The organism is Burkholderia sp. 10_S31 (genome assembly GCF_056930375.1).
The window spans coordinates 2,000,316-2,017,532 of the sequence record NZ_JBXOWK010000003.1 but is presented as its reverse complement, the minus strand read 5'-3'; the positions used below and the strand labels follow the sequence as shown (position 1 = coordinate 2,017,532).

Sequence of the window (17,217 nt, the reverse complement as noted above, 5' to 3'; positions counted from 1 at the left end):
CTACACTAGCGCGCTCGATCCGGAAATGGTCGGTGAGGTCCTGCAAGTGATGAAGCGACTAGCGCGCAGCGGAATGACCATGGTATGTGTCACGCATGAAATGAATTTCGCACGAGAAGTTGCTGATCGCATGATTTTCATGGACAACGGCAGAATTCTGGAGCGTTCTGAACCACAATACTTTTTTAGCAATCCGAAACATGATAGGTCGAGGCGCTTCGTAATGGACATCAACGCGCATTAACGGCACACGAACGTGATTGCGTCTAAAGTCATTGGCCTTGCGGCCGCAGACCATCTCCTCAACCCGCCTGCATTAAGTGCTTCTCTGGCGCACGTGTCGTGGCGCACTCGAATGCTACGTTGGCCGGCTGGCACGTAACTCGGAAACTGATCGGTTTCGTTAAATCACGATTCCGCGGAAATCGACCAGACGTGCGATGCGGGCGCGCTCGTCACTCTGGGTGCCCAAAACCAGCATTTCGGGCACGACGATATCAACTTGGAGTAAAGCGACCTTGTCGCGTAAACGACCGTCGTCCCGGGCGTCGGCTTGGCGCGCGAGACGTTGGGACGGGTACGCGACCGGCCAGCAGGCTTCGGTACACGGACGATTGCGACGAAGCATGCTGATTCAACCGCGTTCGGGCATCAGAACGTGTGGTTGATGCCAATTGAGAAACCAATGGCGGACGTGGTTGAGGGGTTCCGATTGAACAACGCGAGGTTAAGCGGTTCGCTCTGATATGCGCCGGTAAAGGTGTTGCGATCAAATTCGGCGTAAACCGACGTACGTTTCGACAGGAAGTATTGCGCGATCGCGTAGGCCGTCGTCTTGTGGCCATTAGCGCCCTGAGCGTTGCCGAGGTTCTTGGCGATATCGTCGTAGAACGCGGCAGTAAACACGAACGCCGGCGTCACGCGCCACGCGATGCCAACCGCCGGCATTTCATCGCGCCGCTGAGGACCCTGGCCTGAAGTCGGTCCAAGCGTCAAGACGAGATAACTGAGATAGAGCGTGACCGTCCCGACTTGCCACCCACCACCCGCGTAGTAGTTTTGAGCGACCTGTGAAGCGTCGGCGTTGTAAGTACGCTGATACGCGATACCGCCCATCAAGGTGGGGCTCTGGTACAGTACCTCGAACGAGTAGTTCATGTTCGCGCGCATGCTGCCGGCTACACCACCTGGTGCGTAGTTCGCGCTCAAAACTACGTTGCCAGTCTTGTACGCGTACTTGATGTTATTGTTGACTCGCGTGTCGTGTGTGAACACATTGGTGACTAGCATACCGGTCGGCGTAATTGCGGCGCTAGCGCCGCCGACGTGGGTCGGATCGATTGTGATAGCCAGATCTTCGAGCGAGCTGAATTGCCGACCAAGCGTGAGTTTGCCGTAGTCGCTGTCGAGACCGACATAGGCTTTGCCATAGAAGAGCACATTGGGCGAATAGAGTGAACCTGTACTGGTCTGGAAGTAGCTCTGAACGTCGAAGATCGCCTTTAGACCGCCGCCCAGGTCTTCTATGCCCTGCAACCCCCATCGATTCGGTGCAAGGATGTTTGAGTAGCTCACCGCCGTTCCGCCGTTCATATTATTTGTCCACCGGACGCCGCCTCCTAGGACGCCGTAGAGGGTGACGCTCGACTGTGCGTGTGCTAATACTGGGGCAGCTGCTGCGACTGCCATAACAAATAACTTTTTCACTGACCGTCTCCAAAATAATAATTAGTTATACGTATTTTTTGGGTTAAAAGTAATTTCGTTAGATGTATGGTCTCCGTATATGCGTTCCTGGTGTGTCGACTCGGGCGCGATTGACGTGTGGCTTGACCGACGATGATCACGTCCACAACGTGAATGCGCTCGTCATGGCCAGCGAATCGACATGTCCACGTGTCGACAGTGCGGCGGCTCGGAAAGTCGCCACGTGTCCGTGAACTCCCGTGTCGCAGTTTGCTCTTCGCTCGGCACCGCTGACGAGTTGTGCGAGATTCATCAGGTCAGAATCGGAACAAAGCAGCTTACCTGTCGACAGGTAAAACTAGCCTACAACGTAATGTGTCGCACCACAACCCGGGGTTTACCGTGATGTGATGGAACTGGGATACATGTCCCCATTTGCAGAGGGCCGCACCGACGTTATACTTGCACCGCACCTACTTGCCGGCCGGATGGTGAACGGCGAGCGTTGGACCCGAACTAATCATTGCGGAGCACCATGACTTCTGAAGTCGACCGCCCGGCACAACTCTTGAGCATTGCGCGGCGCCTGTTCGCGAGCAAAGGCTTTGAGGGGACGTCGCTGCGTGACATTGCCGAAGAGGCGCAAATTACCAAGGCCGCGCTCTATTATCATTTTCCAAATAAGGATGCCTTGCTCGAAACGGTCGTCGTTGCTTCCATGACTTCGTTGGTCGAAACCGTTGAAACGGCGGTGGCGAGCGCCGACACACCGAACGATCGCGTTCGCGCTTTCATGGCGGCGTCGGCCCAGTTTCTTGAAGATAGGCGCGACGAATGGGTTGCTTCGTCCAATGCTTTTTGGCAAGGCAACATCGGGGATCGCGACACGACTTTGGCGCAGCGAGACACCTATGAAAGGCTACTCCATCGCTGCATTGAGGAGGGTGTCAAGGACGGGGAATTTCGCGAGGTGGACGCGTCGCTCGCCACGAAGCTCTTGTTGGCCGCGCTCAACCAGCTGGCCCGCTGGCAAAAACCAGGCGGCCGCCTCACGGTGGCGGAGGTCGTCACCGACTACGTGAATTTGGTGCTGTTCGGTTTGGTTTCTTCCCAGAAGAACAGTGGAATCGCCAAAAAGAAATCGTGAGTTCGCGGAGGGACACTCACCGAGACTTCTTTTTGGTTTGCCAGGACGTGCCGCAGGCATCGCGACGTCCCAATCCGGGTTGAGTATTGGAACTATCCGCCGGTCGATGCCGCGATTGCGCCAATCCTCCCGCTACCACCGACATTCCGTCAATACCGCACACGTTCGCATGTCTTTTCCCTCGCGAGCCATGGGCTCGCGGTGCTTCGTCAAATCGAAGTCTCCTACCGTTCCCGGTTCACATTCTCACGACGTCATGCAGCAACGCGTGTCCGCGCCGCAGTTCATTGGTGCAATCGCCGATCCATAAGGCATGGAGGATTCTTGCCACGGCCGGCCGCGAGTGTCGACGTCGCTTCACACTGACTGGCATGGAGCGGAAGAGGCGCATATGAATGGGCTCATGCGGCAGCACCAGCTATTGATATCGGATCTCATCGGGCACGCTGCTGCACATCACGGCGTGCGCGAGGTCGTTTCGCATCTAACGCGCTCGCTCGGCGCAATTCCCAATGTGCGGATGATATGTGTGATCGTTGACGGTTCGGGCGCATCGCGCATCGTCATCAAAAAGTTCGAACGGTATTTCGGGGTCTTCGTGATTCATGCGTGAGAAATGAGCAAGACGAGCCCCGTGGCTACCGTCTGCGTGCTTCTTTTCTTGAGAAGCACGTATTGCTTTCGCTTAAGTAGCGCTTCGACTTCCTGATTCTTCAGCGAAATGCCATGTGAGTGGGAATGCTCGCAAAGGAAGGCACATGTGCGGGGCGTCCGATTGAGGGCGTTAAGAGACTGAGAACCAGCTCGCGATTTGCGAGTGTGATCAGTCCGATGTGACGTGTGTGCTTAGTTACTTAAGGTGCTCGGTCCACTTTGAGGGCTCGTGTGAGGCGAGTCCTGAAAACGGCCTGTTTGCATAACAACATTGCATTGGGGCGTACATCTGTACGCAAAAGAAGGGGTAGCCTCATGGATAGAAGGTCGGTCCGGTGGCAGGAACGTCAAGCGCCGTCGATGGGTACCGCTGTCAAAGCAATCTAGTCGAATCCGGTTGCGATCGATGGGCAGTCAGTGATTTGGATCGTCAGAGAAAGTGAATTGACGATTCGCAGTACAGAGCAATACGCCAGGGTGAGTCATCTTCGTGAATGGGGTGGTATTCACGAAATAAAGTTCAAAAATGAATGCGTGATCGCTATGCTGGGTGCTCCTGATTTAACGATCATGCGATGACCGAACTCTATCTAGTACGGCACAGACATGCATCATTCGGCACGGAAAACTACGTCAGACTTTCCGCGCTGGGGGAGCAGCAAGGATTCTGGCTCAGAGAATACTTTTCTCGGCAAGACGTCTATTCGACCATGAAGGCCGCGGCCGTCAATATGACAAAGATGTTTGCGGTCAATGCGAAAGGCGTGTTCTTCGAGATGAGGCACCAGATCCGCCAGATGCTCTCGCGGGGCTCGCCGATGAAGCGCCTCGGTCGGCCGGAGGAAGTCGTCGCGACGACGCTGATGCTGTGCGCGAAAGAAAATTCTTATCTAACCGGGCAGGCCGTCGTCGTCGACGGCGGTGTCTCGGCCTTCTAATCGAACGGAATCGAGGAAACGATCATGGACTTTGGCTATACCCCGAAGGTGGAAGATCTCCGCCGCCGCGTGCGTGCATTCATGGACGAGCTAATCGTGCCGCGCATCTGTCAATGGCCCGACGAGGTCCATGCGGGCCGCTACCCGGTGTCCTTCATAAAAGACCTGAAGGCGCGCGCGAAGGAGGAAGGGTTGTGGAACCTGTTTCTGCCGCACCTGAAGGGCGACGAGCCGGGCACGCGCCTCACGAACCTCGAATATGCGCCGCTCGCCGAGATCATGGGGCGCGTCGCGTGGGCGCCGGAGGTGTTTAACTGCAACGCGCCGGACACGGGCAACATGGAACTGCTGCACATGTTCGCGACGCCCGAGCAGCGCGAGCAGTGGCTGGTGCCGCTGCTACGCGGCGAGATCCGCTCGGCGTTCGCGATGACGGAGCCGGACGTCGCGTCGTCGGATGCGACCAATATCACGACGCGCATCGAGCGTGACGGCGGCGACTACGTGATCAACGGCCGCAAGTGGTTCATCACGAACGCCGCACACCCGGAATGCCGGATCTTCGTCGTGATGGGCAAGACCGATCCCAATGCGGAGTCGCACCAGCAGCAGAGCATGATCCTCGTGCCGCGCGACACCCCGGGCGTGACGGTCGTGCGCAACATCACGGTGCTCAACCACTTCGCGCCGGAAGGGCACTGCGAGATCACGTTCGACAACGTGCGCGTGCCGGCGAGCAACCTGCTCGGCGAAGAAGGCAGTGGCTTCGCGCTCGCGCAGGCGCGCCTCGGGCCGGGCCGGATCCATCACTGCATGCGTTCGATCGGCGCGGCGGAGCTCGCGCTGGAACTGATGATCGATCGCGCGCAGTCGCGCCAGGCGTTCGGCAAGCCGCTGAACCGGCACGGCACGGTCGGCGAATGGATCGCGCGCTCGCGCATCGAGATCGACCAGGCGCGCCTGCTCGTGCTTAAGGCCGCGTGGATGATCGACAAGGTCGGCGCGAAGGCCGCGCGCAAGGAGGTCTCGATGATCAAGGCGCTCGTGCCGACCGTGCATACGAACGTGTGCGACCGCGCGATGCAGGTGTTCGGTGCGATGGGCATCAGCCCCGACACACCGCTCGCCGATCACTGGACCTGGGGCCGCGCGCTGCGCTTTGTGGACGGTCCGGACGAGGTGCATCTGCAGACGATCGCGCGAATGGAGATCAAGGACGCAACGCCCGGATCGATGGCGCCGTACCTGACGCTGCCGTGTGGCTGATGGGCGCGAGTCCGCACGGCATCGCGAAGACCGCGCCGCGGCGCTACCTGGCGCGCATTCTCGATCTGGCTTTGGCGGTGCCCGACCTGGACTGCTACTGCTAATGGCATCACAACGTCGACCGGAATTGTGGCAACCAGGGGTTGCGCGAGCAGTTGATGCGGGACTCGGCTGATTGACGACACATTGCTTGTCTGCCCGAGCTGATTGGGTTGCCGACGGCCATTGTGTGCGTGCCTCGCTTGTTTGTGCGCTTGGCCGTCGGGCGGCGAGCACGTTGCGCCGCGCGCCGTCAAATGTGAGGACTTGTTGCACGAGCCGGGCAATAGCGTGATTCCATGGCTCCTGCCGAGATAACAGTAACAGGAAGCGGCTCTCCATGCCGCACAACGAGGAATGAAGCGCATGAAAGCTTTGCTCTGTACCTCCTTCGGTCCGATCGACCGCTTGCGGTTCGAGGATACCGCGATTCCCGAACCGGCCGAGGGTCAGGTGCGGATTCGCGTGAAGGCCGCTTCACTCAATTTTCCCGATGCTTTGATCGTTCAGGGGCTATACCAGGTGAAGCCGGCGCTGCCGTTCTCGCCCGGCGCGGAGCTTGCCGGCGTAGTCGACGCAGTCGGTGAAGGGGTGACGGCATGGCGGTCTGGCGACGCCGTGATCGGATGGACCGGCTACGGCGCGTTCGCGGAACAGTGTGTCGCCGACGCAAGCCAACTCGCCGCGCTGCCGCCCGGGATGAGTTTTGATCAGGGTGCTGCGTTCACGCTGACCTACGGGACGTCGTTGCATGCGCTTCAACAGCGAGCGCGACTCCAGCCGGGCGAGACATTGCTCGTGCTGGGCGCGGCGGGTGGCGTCGGGTACGCCGCGATCGAGATCGCGAAGGCGCTCGGCGCGCGTGTCATCGCTGCAGCGTCGACAGACGACAAGCTGGCGCTTGCCCGCGACGCGGGCGCGGATGAGACGATCTGCTATGCGACCGACGACCTCCGCCGCCGGGTCAACGAGCTGACCGGGGGGCGCGGTGTCGACGTCGTCTACGACCCGGTTGGCGGCTCGAACAGCGAGGCCGCGTTGCGAGCGACCGCATGGCGCGGCCGGTTCCTCGTGGTGGGCTTCGCCGCTGGCGAGATCCCGAAAATCGCGCTGAATCTGGCGCTCCTCAAGGAGCGAGACATCCTCGGCGTGTTCTGGGGCGACGCGGTTCGGCGCGATCCGGCGCAGCACGCGGCCAATATGCGCCTGCTTGCCGAATGGTTTGCTGAGGGCAAGGTGCGCCCCGTCATCACGGAGCGTGTGCCACTTGCCGACGCGGTCGACGCGATCACCCGAATGGCGAATCGGCAGGTCAAGGGCAAAGTGGTGATTTTGCCTGACGCGTGAACCGCCGAGTCGTCAGGCCGGGCCGCCGACGGCCGGTGGGAGCCGCGCGCTGGGCGGCGGACGCGAGCTTCGAGCCGGACGACTATCAGGTGGGGCAGACGGGCGAGATCGTCGCGTTGTGGCGGAACGTGGCGGTGAGCCTCTCTGGGGCAATCCAACATCTGGCGGGGATGAAGTGATTCGAAGGTGAACGTGGCGACCAACAAGGAAGCGGAGGTGCCGATCTTCAGTATGGCGGATTGCGGGCTCGTCCAAGGCCTGTCCATCGCTTTGTCAGACCAATTCTGGATTGACTTCATCGTAGCGCCGAGTTCGCAGGTCAGGCATGCAATGAGTGCCACAATATATCGGTCAGTCAATACCGGTTTTGCGAACGGATACCATCTACCGACGAACTTGAGAACGCAATTGCTTCCGCTCACACTAGCTTTTGTCCGGGGCACTATCGCCATCAACTGCTTTCGAATCACGTTCGAGGAGACAGGGAGTAGGTCGTCTCGAGAGGAGAGCCGGCCCAAGAAACGCATCTTGATGCGGCAAGAGATTAAGCCTCTAATTGTCCGGAAGGGCGGCGAGAAGGTCGCGAGGCTATATGCGATGCACAAATTGCGGGTTCGAGAATCCCGCTGGAACCAAATTTTGCGAGCAATGCGGAGCCAGATTTCCGAGGATCTGTGCAAACTGTGGAAATGAACTGAGCCCAACCGCAAAATTCTGCGGCGAGTGTGGCTCGCCCTGGAGCGAGTCATCGAAAGCGGCGCCGGTGCTCCGTGAAACTACGATTCCCGCGCCCATTCATTACACCCCTGCACACCTCGCGGAACGCATCCTTGCCGAGCAGGCGGCTGCGGAGGCTAGGGGTGAAACCGCGGGTGAACGTAAGACCATCACTGCGCTGTTCGCCGACATGGCCGGCTCGACCGCACTCATTCATGATCTGGATCCCGAAGAGGCTCATCGACTGATCGCTCCCGTCGTCGAACTGATGATGGAGGCCGTACACCACTACGAAGGTTTCGTGGCCAAATCCCTGGGTGATGGAATTCTGGCCCTGTTTGGCGCGCCACTCGCCAACGAAGATCATCCCCAGCGCGCGCTTTATGCGGCGCTGCGCATGCAAGACGCAATGCGTCGCCACAGTGATCGCATTCGCCTCGAACTGGGCATTCCGTTGCAGATTCGAGTGGGCATCCACACCGGGGAGGTGGTCGTGCGTTCGATTCGCAAGGACGACCTGCGCACGGACTACGACCCGGTAGGTCACACGATCAATATTGCCTCTCGGATGGAGGCGATTGCTACGCCCTCGTCGATCCTCGTAAGCGAGTCCACTCATAAGCTGGCTGAAGGATATTTCGAATTCAAGCCATTGGGGGCGACGCCGATCAAAGGCGTCCCGGAGCCCCTTGCTGTCTTTGAGGTACTTGGCCTAGGACCCTTGCGCACGCGTTTGCAAGTGGCCGAGCGGCGCGGCCTGGCAAGGTTCGTAGGCCGCCAGTCGGAGTTGGGACTGCTGCATCGAGCGTTCGAACAGGTCAAGGCCGGACACGGGCAGATTGTCGGCGTCGTGGGCGAAGCGGGGGTCGGGAAATCGCGATTGTTCCACGAGTTCAAGGAGCGCTCGCAGCGAGATTGTTTGGTAGTGGAGACATTTTCGGTCTCACATGGCAAGTCCTTCGCGTATCTGCCGCTGATCGAGCTACTGATGAATTACTTCGAAATCAGTCCCCAGGATGATGAACGAAGGTGCGGCGAAAAAGTGATGGCCAAGGTACTCATGCTGGAGCGCAGTCTGGAAGGCGTTGTGCCGTACCTGCTCTATCTGCTGGGGATCAGCGATCCTAATTCGACCCTAGCGCAGATGGACGCTCAAGTTCGACGCCAGCGCACGTTTGACGCAATCGCGCGCATGCTCATGCGCGAAAGCCTTGGTGAGCCGCTCGAACTTGTATTTGAGGATTTACAATGGCTGGACGACGAAACGGAGGCTTTTCTCGGGTTCTTGATCGAACGTCTGCCGAACGCCCGGATTCTGCTTCTCGTGAACTTTCGCCCGGAATATCAGCTCGGCTGGGGGCGCAAGAGCTACTACACTCAATTGCGACTCGACCCGCTGAGGCCTGTCGAGGCTCAAGGACTGCTGAGCGCACTGCTCGGCAATGACCCCTGCCTCGCTACGCTGAAGTCGCTTATCCTCGAGAAGACAGAGGGCAACCCGCTTTTTATGGAAGAGGTGGTCCAGACATTGGCCGAGGAACGATCGCTGCTTGGTGAACCAGGTCACTATCGGATCGAAAAAATTCCCGGGGCACTTCATATCCCCACCACGGTACAAGGGGTGCTCGCGGCCCGCATGGACCGTCTGCCTGCGGCGGAAAAGGAGCTGCTACAAACCCTTGCCATTATTGGCAAGGAATTCCCATTTAGTTTAATCCTGCAGGTCGTCGCGCAGCCTGAGGACAAATTGCGGGCTCTTCTTTCTCACCTTGAGGCCGGAGAATTTATTTTCGAGCGGCCGACGTTCCCCGAGGTAGAGTATGCGTTCAAGCACGCATTGACACAGGAGGTTGCCGGCAACTCGGTGCTCATGGAGCGGCGCACCGTGTTACACGAACGCACCGCCCAAGCCATCGAGGCACTTTTCCATAGTCGGCTGAAGGACTATTGGAGCGAGTTGGCTCACCATTACGGCCTGAGCGGTAACATCCCTAAAGCCGTAGAGTATCTGCACCGTGCGGGGAAACAAGCCCTTAAACGGTCCGCGAATCTGGATGCGATCCGCCAGCTCAGCAAGGGGCTCGAACTGCTCAATCGCCTGCCAGATACGCCTGACCGCGATCGCCAGGAGCTCGAGATACAACTTGTGATGGGCCCGGCCTTGATGGCCACCAGAGGTTATGCCGCGCCGGAGGTTGAGGCGACCTACACTCGCACACTGACACTGTGCAGAAATGTTGGGGAGACCCCGCGCCTTTTCCCGGTGCATCTTGGTCTGCGGACATTTTATCAATTGCGGGGGGAATACGAGACCGCAAAAGAGCTGGGGGAGCGGTTAGTCACGCTTGCGGAAAGCGCACAGAATCCGGGGTTCCTGACGGAAGCTCATGTTCTACTGGGGACGACCTTATTCCGTTTGGGCGAACTCGAGAGAGCACGTACCCATCTGGAGCTATCCGATACAACGCGGGATGTCGACCAAGCAGGCAGTGAGTCGTTGCTCTATGGGTGGGTTCCGCAGACACATGCTCGAAGCGCATTGGCCTTGGTCCTGTGGTACCTGGGCTACCCGAATCAGGCCATCAAACGAAGCCACGAGGCGCTCGATCGGGCTCGAGCTTTGGGGCAACCTCTTGGTCTCGCTCAGACCTTGGCGATTCTCGCCGAACTCCATCAGGTGCGCCAGGATGTGCAATTAACTAAAGATTGTGCCGACGCCATCATCGCACTTTCGACCGAATATGGGTTTCCATTCCATTTTGCTTGGGGAACTATCCTTCAAGGTTGGGCACTGTCCCGGCGGCACTGCGGCGCGGAGGCGATAGCACAGATACGTGATGGACTGACCGCTTATCAGGCCACGGGGGCTCAACTGGGGCGGTCTTACTTTCTAGGCCTCCTAGCGGAGACCCATGCGCGCGCGGGTCATGCCGACGCAGCGCTGGAGTTGCTCAATGAGGCGCTGGATGTGACACAGAAATCCGGCGAACGCTATTACGAACCGGAACTACATCGACTCAAGGGCGAAATATTGGTTGACGAATCGAACGACCTCATCAAAGGTTCTGCCCGCAGTGAAACATCGGAAGCTTGCTTTCAAAAAGCTATTGCGATCGCGCGTGATCTGGGCGCCAAGTCATTGGAGTTGCGAGCGACGCTAAGCCTAGCCCGCCTATGGCAAGGGCAGCACAATGCTAATGCTGCCCGACAGATTGTCGCCGCAGTCCATAGCTCTTTCACGGAGGGCTTTGAGACCATTGAGTTACGGCAAGCGGAGATGCTGCTCGGGGAACTGCGTAGCAAGTGACCGGCACTGTACTTTCTCAGTGTGCGTTGATTCGCCTGAAGGAGCCGTGCTGCCCCTGTCGTTCGTCTCGCCCATGTCGTCGTGGAGGCTGGTACTGGAGGCACCTGGGGTGGTCACGAGGTAACGGCGAGTGGCGACAAATCCTCTTGACCGGCCAAGCTGCTTGGCGCTTACATGGCCGGCGGCAACTGTTGTTCCGGCTCGCCAACGCCCGCCACGAACGCTGCGCGATCATCCTCACGTTGCAACTTTGGTGAGTTGGGCGAAGTGTTTGGCGACTGCGTGGTTGCCGCGGCGCTGCTCGACCGGCATCTTACCACCACGCAATCGTCATATGAATCGAAGGCGTATCGTACCGCGTGTGCGAGCACGCCGATTTGCTGCCGGACCATCTGCGCAATCGCCCGTTTTCCCTGAAACCCGCCCCCGCAGAACTGGTTCGCTGGAAACCGGACCGCTCACGAAGGAGCCATACCGATCGAATCATCGGCTGTTCGCCGTCCAAACAGGATGGGGAATTTTCGTTCGACAGTTCTGGGGAAATTCGGGGATCTTCCACACATTGCGTAAGACCAGCGACTGTCACGACTCTCGATATGGAGTTAATAACACTTACAAACGGGAAATAGTAATCGACTGCACGTGATCATGCTTACCAAGTCAAATGGACTGGGATTCGTGGGGAATTGTGCGCGCCAAGTATCGCCTGTTGGCCCAATAGAGCGGTCTCTCGCGGCATGGGGTGGGTACCTCGGGGAGGCGGTGGACCTTTGCGCGTCGTTGGCGAGAAAGGGCCTTTCGCGATGGAATCCAATTTGATTGCGGGAAAGGAATGTACCGGGTGGCAGGCTGTGCGAGGGCTAGGGCTTGCGCCGGGTGGGAGGGCGTTATATGCTGCAGGGTACTTACCGACCGGCCGATTGGTTGCGGTCGATAGTTGGGCCATGATTTATAATTTTTGGAGTGCCATGACTACTGAAGTCGACCGACCTGCACAACTCTTAAGCATTGCGCGTCGCCTGTTCGCGGCCAAGGGCTATGAGGGCACGTCTCTACGAGATATTGCAGAAGAAGCACAGATCACTAAGGCCGCCCTTTACTATCATTTCCCTAATAAGGATGCCCTGCTCGAGAAGGTTGTCGTTGCTTCAATGGCTTCGTTGGTCGAAACGGTCGAGGCGGCGGTTTCGGGTGCTGGCACGCCGACAGAGCGCGTGCGTGCGTTCATGGCTGCGTCGGCACAGTTTCTCGAGGAAAGGCGCGATGAATGGATGGCCTCATCCAATGCGTTTTGGCAGGGCAGCATCGGTGACCGGACAACCGCTTTGGCGCAGCGCGATTTGTACGAGGGTTTACTTCGTCGTTGCATCGAAGACGGGGTCAAGGAAGGAGTCTTTCGACAAGTGGATCCTTCGCTCGCCACACGACTGCTGTTGGCCGCGCTCAATCAAGTGGCTCGCTGGCACCGACCTGGCGGCCGACTCTCGGTACCTGAGATTGTCGCAGAATACGTCGATATGGTTCTGTTCGGTGTGATTTCGCCAGAGAAGATCGGTCGCGGCAGGAAAAGGAAAGCATGATCCCGCGCCACGGTGGGATTGTCGGGCGCGCCTTCACTGAATTCTTTCCAGCATGCAGCACTCAACATATGCAATTACCGACATATTTATAGCGGATCGGCCTGGTGACAGTGGCATATGAGAACAATGAAATCGCCTTAATCACCGCCAGTATTTCAAGACTCGCTGCTTCAAGTTTGCCTCGACGCCAGGGTGCAGGTACCCATGCGGCGCGAGCACCAGCAGCCATGCCCGTGCCGCCAGGTGCGCGAGTTCAATAGGCCGTATGCCTGCTCGTGCAAAGATCGGTGTAGACGCTTCGGTGACGCGGACTCGCACGGTGGGGCGCGGGCGGGGATATCGCTTGATGGGGCTATCTGATCGCGCCGATTTATGCAATGCCCCCAGCCGATTCATTTCCTGCGCCCCGCACATGATCTACCCGCGAAATAGCCGCTGGTTAGCGGCGTGATCCGTCGCCGCCCCGGCAATCGGCGAGCCGGGGCACGAGTACATTCGAACCATCTTTCCTCGAACGTCGATGTCGCGGGCTTAACGGCTGTCCCAGCTTTAGCCTATTCCCAGTCGACTACGCGTTATCAATTCTCGCATCCGCTTTGATGCCGGCCATCCATGCGGCTATATAGCACCACAGAATCGCCTGCCATGACCGGATAGCGTTGCTATTTGTGACCCTCTGCTTCAGTTCCCGCGCGCCGGCCTGCATTCTCGGGTTGGTGTTATCCCTAGTCGCGATGTAGTCGACGATCCTTGCCCTCCGGCGTTGTCCGTAGTACGCTGGCACCTAACCTTACCGGGCGGCAGGTAAAATAATGCTGTCGCACAACCAATGACCAGCATGAAACAAAAGGAGCATGCATGAATGGACTCATGCAGCAAAGCCAGCTACTGATCTCGACCCTCATTGAGCATGCTGCCACCCATCATGGGGATCGCGAGATCGTTTCACGCCTCGTTGACGGAAGCGAGCATCGTTACACGTGGCGTGATGTGCTTGTTCGTGCGAAGCGCGTCGCAAACGTCGTCAGTGCACTTGGTATCGCGCCTGGAGATCGTGTTGCATCATTGGCTTGGAACACACATCGCCATCTGGAGCTGTACTTCGGCATCGCGGGCATGGGAGCGGTTCTGACTACGATCAATCCGCGTCTGTTCGTTGAACAGGTCGTCTATATCCTCAATCATTCAGAGAGTCGCTACGTTTTCTTTGACACGAGTTTCTCCGGATTGATCGATGAGATAGCGGCGCAGTGTCCAAACGTAGAGGAATTTGTCGCACTGTGTCAGCCCGACCAGATGCCCGAGAACACGGAACGTGCGTTGTTGTGTTATGAGGAACTGATTAACGGCGCGGAGTCGAATTTTGTTTGGCCGCACTTCGACGAGAACACTGCGGCGTCTCTGTGCTACACGTCCGGAACAACGGGCAACCCCAAGGGGGTTCTGTACAGCCATCGCTCGAGCGTCCTGCACTCGTTCAATGTTTGCGCAGCGGACGGATTTGCGGTCTCGGCGAGAGATAGCGTTCTGCTCGTTGTACCGATGTTTCACGTCAACGCATGGGGAATTCCCTACGCCGCCGCGATGTCTGGCGCGAAACTCGTGCTCCCAGGGCCATGGCTAGGTGGTGAACATATATATGGGCTGCTTGAGGATGAGCGATGCACCATTACGTTGGGTGTACCAACCGTATGGCTTTCCCTTTTCGACTACGTAGAGAGAGTCGAAATTAAGCGTCGACAGGACATCCGGCTAAAGCGTGTAGTTGTTGGTGGATCTGCGGCTCCACGAGTTATCGTCGAAAAGTTCGAGCGGTACTTCGGGGCATTTGTGATTCAAGCGTGGGGGATGAGCGAGACGAGTCCGGTTGGAACGGTCGGTACACTGCTGGCGAAGCACGAATCACTTCCAATTGAACGCCGATTTGATTTGCAGACCCTTCAGGGGCGCGCAATGTATGGCGTTGAAATCGCCGTATTCGACGACAACAGTCGACGGATGCTGCAGGACGGCAAGACGGGAGGGCAGTTAAAAGTCAGGGGGCCTTGGATTGCCTCCGCTTACTACAAAAATCAAGACGACTCGGCGTGGAGCGCGGACGGGTGGTTTGCCACCGGGGACGTCGCGACGATCGATCCTGACGGTTTCCTGCGAATAACCGATCGATCGAAGGATGTCATCAAATCGGGCGGTGAGTGGATTTCCTCTATCGATCTCGAAAATGTTGCGGTCAGCCATCCGGCCGTCGAGGAAGCGGCGGTCATTGGAGTGGCTCATAGTCGGTGGCAAGAAAGGCCTCTTTTGATTGTAGTGAAAAAGCAAGGAGCCAGTGTGACATCTGACGAAATCCTAAGTTTTATGCTTGACAAAATTGCAAAATGGTGGATTCCGGATGATGTGGTCTTTGTCGAATCCCTGCCTCATACAGCGACAGGAAAACTTCAGAAAGTCGTCTTGCGCGAGACATTCAGCGGATATCGACTCCCAACCGACACTGTGCAAGCAGACGAAAGATAGCTGTCCGTTAGGGAGACACTATTAATTCGGTTTAAACGAACTTGAAATTCCCGGATGCGTCCTGATATGAAAGCGATAAACACGACTGATATGAGATCGCTGTCGCCAGACGCGCGGCACGAGAGACGAGTTCAGGTGATCCGGCTGCGCAAGGCGGGCCGCACGTACGACGAAATTGCCCAATTGACCGGGCTGAGCCGCACAGGCGTGTTCAACATCTGCAAGCGGCATGAAGAGCGCGGAGCGAAGGCACTGCGCGAGGCGCCGGCCGGACGTCAATCCGGCCAGGGCCGCGTGCTCGACCGGACGCAGGAGTTGCTGGTGCGCCAAATGATCGTGGACAAGATGCCGGATCAATTGGAGATGCCCTGCGCGCTATGGACACGCGCGGCGGTGAGACAGTTGATTGAACAATGCTTCGGGATTCGTCTGTCGGTACAGACCGTGGGGCTGTACTTGTCGCGCTGGGGCTTCACGCCGAAAAAGCCGATGAAAAAGGCCTACAAGCAGTCACCCGCGGCGGTAAAGAAATGGCTGGAGCACGACTACCCGACCATTGCCACGCGTGCCAAGGCTGACGGCGCCGAGATCCACTGGGGCGACGAAAGCGGATTGCGCGGCGACGATGTCTGGGGGCGAAGCTATGCGCCCAAAGGCAAGACGCCTGTGGCGAAGGTGGCGAACAAGCGCCACGGCCTGTCGTCGATCTCCACAGTGACGAACAAGGGCGTGATGCGCTGGAAGGTCGTCGATGGCGCCCTCAACGCGGACATTCTGATCGACTTTATGCGCCGGGTGATTCGCAATGCACCGAAGAAGATCTTTCTGATCCTGGACAACTTGAGAGTGCAGCATGCCACGCCGGTGAAGGCCTGGTTGGCGGCCAACCGGCAGCATATTGAGGTCTTTTATCTTCCGAGCTATAGCCCGGAACTCAATCCTGACGAAATGGCCAATGCGGACCTGAAGCAGGCCGTGACCAACGTCGTACCCGCGCACCAAGCAGCAGCTGGTCAAGGCTACCGTCAGTCACCTGCGTAGCGTGCAACGGCAGCCGCAGCGGATTCGCAAATACTTTGAACATGAGCCGATTCACTGCGGCTTGATTCAAGTTCGTTGATGCCGGATCAAATAAACTGCCATGACAGTAGACTAAATGGCTTTCATTCTTGTGATGGGAGGAAAAATGGGATCGGGTTTGCTTGATGGGCGTCTCGCACTTGTTACCGGGGCGGGGCGGGGAATCGGACTTGCAATCGCGCAGGGTTATGCAAATGAAGGAGCGTCCGTAATACTTGTTGATCGAGAAGTGGATTCGTGTGTTGAAGAAACCGAAATAATTCGCGCGAATGGTGGAAGAGCCTGGGCTTTTCCTCTGGATGTGACGGATGTCGGGGAAGTCAAGTCGTTAGCCGATTTTGTCAGTTCTGAAATTGGCGAAATTGATGTGTTGGTGAACAATGCCGGGATCATTATTCGAGAAGGCGTAGACAGTCCAGACGCGCATCGCATAATTCGGCGTGTAATGGACGTAAATCTGTTCGGTTGCTTCAATACCATACACGCTTGGTTGCCCGCGTTGCGTCGCACGAAGGGTACGATCATAAATGTCGCCTCCGCGGCTGCGTTCGTCGCACACGCCGATTGTCTTGGATACTCAAGCTCAAAGGCAGCATTAAAGCTGTTGACACAGACCATGTCTGTAGACCTCGCTGCCGATGGAATTCGAGTGAATTGCTTGGCTCCGGGCCCGATTGAAACCCCGATGACTGACGCGACGCGTGCCGACTCCGCACGATCCGGCGCGCTATTGCGACGTACGTCCATGGGACGTATGGGGCGCGCCGCCGAACTGGCTGGGCCCGCGGTCTTTCTCGCCTCTTCCATGGCGAGCTACGTGAACGGCGTGACGCTTCCGGTTGATGGCGGAATGCTCGCGACGTAGTGGGCGCAAGCAGAGGTAAGTCGACGATGAGGCAAAGCGTCGTTTGGCCGCTCGATGGCGCGGCAATCAAGTCT

General features: G+C 57.9%; 11 protein-coding genes and 4 pseudogenes. 13 read left to right on the top strand and 2 right to left on the bottom strand.

Features of this window, described 5'->3' with window-relative positions; all coding sequences use genetic code 11:
• Positions 1-4: 4 nt before the first annotated feature.
• Positions 5-244, top strand: a pseudogene (locus AC1Z3W_RS29535) (amino acid ABC transporter ATP-binding protein); the annotation flags it as partial.
• Positions 245-403: 159 nt separating this feature from the next.
• Here the strand turns inward: AC1Z3W_RS29535 and AC1Z3W_RS29530 are convergent.
• Positions 404-628: a hypothetical protein gene (locus AC1Z3W_RS29530; protein ID WP_483509056.1), complete on the bottom strand. Its 225-nt coding sequence runs from the start codon at positions 626-628 to the stop codon at positions 404-406.
• 23 nt (positions 629-651) lie between these two features.
• The gene (locus AC1Z3W_RS29525; protein WP_483509615.1) at positions 652-1,689 is read right to left on the bottom strand and encodes a porin; all 1,038 of its coding nucleotides are present in this window, start codon (positions 1,687-1,689) and stop codon (positions 652-654) included.
• Between the two features lie 532 nt (positions 1,690-2,221).
• Between AC1Z3W_RS29525 and AC1Z3W_RS29520 the strand changes: the two genes are divergently transcribed.
• The 12 genes and pseudogenes from AC1Z3W_RS29520 to AC1Z3W_RS29465 all read left to right on the top strand — a co-directional run bounded on the left by AC1Z3W_RS29520 (position 2,222) and on the right by AC1Z3W_RS29465 (position 17,143).
• On the top strand, positions 2,222-2,833 hold the full coding sequence (locus AC1Z3W_RS29520; protein WP_483509055.1) for a TetR/AcrR family transcriptional regulator: 612 nt from the start codon (positions 2,222-2,224) through the stop codon (positions 2,831-2,833).
• A 403-nt stretch (positions 2,834-3,236) separates the two neighbouring features.
• The gene (locus tag AC1Z3W_RS29515; protein ID WP_483509054.1) at positions 3,237-3,446 is read left to right on the top strand and encodes a hypothetical protein; all 210 of its coding nucleotides are present in this window, start codon (positions 3,237-3,239) and stop codon (positions 3,444-3,446) included.
• A gap of 616 nt (positions 3,447-4,062) precedes the next feature.
• Positions 4,063-4,182 (top strand): annotated as a pseudogene (locus AC1Z3W_RS29510) (histidine phosphatase family protein); the annotation flags it as partial.
• A gap of 15 nt (positions 4,183-4,197) precedes the next feature.
• Positions 4,198-4,425, top strand: coding sequence for an SDR family oxidoreductase (locus AC1Z3W_RS29505; RefSeq protein WP_483509613.1), 228 nt, complete (start codon positions 4,198-4,200; stop codon positions 4,423-4,425).
• Between the two features lie 24 nt (positions 4,426-4,449).
• The gene (locus AC1Z3W_RS29500) at positions 4,450-5,691 is read left to right on the top strand and encodes an acyl-CoA dehydrogenase family protein (RefSeq protein ID WP_483509053.1); all 1,242 of its coding nucleotides are present in this window, start codon (positions 4,450-4,452) and stop codon (positions 5,689-5,691) included.
• A 405-nt stretch (positions 5,692-6,096) separates the two neighbouring features.
• Positions 6,097-7,077: an NADPH:quinone oxidoreductase family protein gene (locus AC1Z3W_RS29495; RefSeq protein ID WP_483509051.1), complete on the top strand. Its 981-nt coding sequence runs from the start codon at positions 6,097-6,099 to the stop codon at positions 7,075-7,077.
• A gap of 35 nt (positions 7,078-7,112) precedes the next feature.
• A pseudogene (locus tag AC1Z3W_RS29490) lies at positions 7,113-7,338 on the top strand (FAD-binding protein); the annotation flags it as partial.
• Between the two features lie 331 nt (positions 7,339-7,669).
• Positions 7,670-11,101 carry an adenylate/guanylate cyclase domain-containing protein gene (locus AC1Z3W_RS29485; RefSeq protein ID WP_483509050.1) on the top strand — a complete coding sequence of 1,144 codons (3,432 nt, stop codon included), beginning with the start codon at positions 7,670-7,672 and terminating at the stop codon, positions 11,099-11,101.
• 968 nt (positions 11,102-12,069) lie between these two features.
• Entirely contained in the window at positions 12,070-12,681 is a 612-nt protein-coding gene (locus tag AC1Z3W_RS29480) for a TetR/AcrR family transcriptional regulator (RefSeq protein WP_483509049.1), read from the top strand.
• A gap of 858 nt (positions 12,682-13,539) precedes the next feature.
• A complete protein-coding gene (locus AC1Z3W_RS29475; protein WP_483509048.1) occupies positions 13,540-15,198 on the top strand; it encodes a long-chain-fatty-acid--CoA ligase in 1,659 nt (552 codons plus the stop codon).
• A 75-nt stretch (positions 15,199-15,273) separates the two neighbouring features.
• Positions 15,274-16,318: pseudogene (locus AC1Z3W_RS29470) on the top strand (IS630 family transposase).
• Between the two features lie 36 nt (positions 16,319-16,354).
• Positions 16,355-17,143 carry an SDR family NAD(P)-dependent oxidoreductase gene (locus tag AC1Z3W_RS29465; protein WP_483509047.1) on the top strand — a complete coding sequence of 263 codons (789 nt, stop codon included), beginning with the start codon at positions 16,355-16,357 and terminating at the stop codon, positions 17,141-17,143.
• Positions 17,144-17,217 lie beyond the last annotated feature (74 nt).

Excerpts from the sequence above, each read along its gene's own strand:
- AC1Z3W_RS29530 (WP_483509056.1), bottom strand. The coding sequence starts at position 628 with ATGCTTCGTCGCAATCGTCCGTGTACCGAAGCCTGCTGGCCGGTCGCG.
- AC1Z3W_RS29525 (WP_483509615.1), bottom strand. The coding sequence starts at position 1,689 with ATGGCAGTCGCAGCAGCTGCCCCAGTATTAGCACACGCACAGTCGAGC.
- AC1Z3W_RS29520 (WP_483509055.1), top strand. The coding sequence starts at position 2,222 with ATGACTTCTGAAGTCGACCGCCCGGCACAACTCTTGAGCATTGCGCGG.
- AC1Z3W_RS29515 (WP_483509054.1), top strand. The coding sequence starts at position 3,237 with ATGCGGCAGCACCAGCTATTGATATCGGATCTCATCGGGCACGCTGCT.
- AC1Z3W_RS29505 (WP_483509613.1), top strand. The coding sequence starts at position 4,198 with ATGAAGGCCGCGGCCGTCAATATGACAAAGATGTTTGCGGTCAATGCG.
- AC1Z3W_RS29500 (WP_483509053.1), top strand. The coding sequence starts at position 4,450 with ATGGACTTTGGCTATACCCCGAAGGTGGAAGATCTCCGCCGCCGCGTG.
- AC1Z3W_RS29495 (WP_483509051.1), top strand. The coding sequence starts at position 6,097 with ATGAAAGCTTTGCTCTGTACCTCCTTCGGTCCGATCGACCGCTTGCGG.
- AC1Z3W_RS29485 (WP_483509050.1), top strand. The coding sequence starts at position 7,670 with ATGCGATGCACAAATTGCGGGTTCGAGAATCCCGCTGGAACCAAATTT.
- AC1Z3W_RS29480 (WP_483509049.1), top strand. The coding sequence starts at position 12,070 with ATGACTACTGAAGTCGACCGACCTGCACAACTCTTAAGCATTGCGCGT.
- AC1Z3W_RS29475 (WP_483509048.1), top strand. The coding sequence starts at position 13,540 with ATGAATGGACTCATGCAGCAAAGCCAGCTACTGATCTCGACCCTCATT.
- AC1Z3W_RS29465 (WP_483509047.1), top strand. The coding sequence starts at position 16,355 with ATGGCTTTCATTCTTGTGATGGGAGGAAAAATGGGATCGGGTTTGCTT.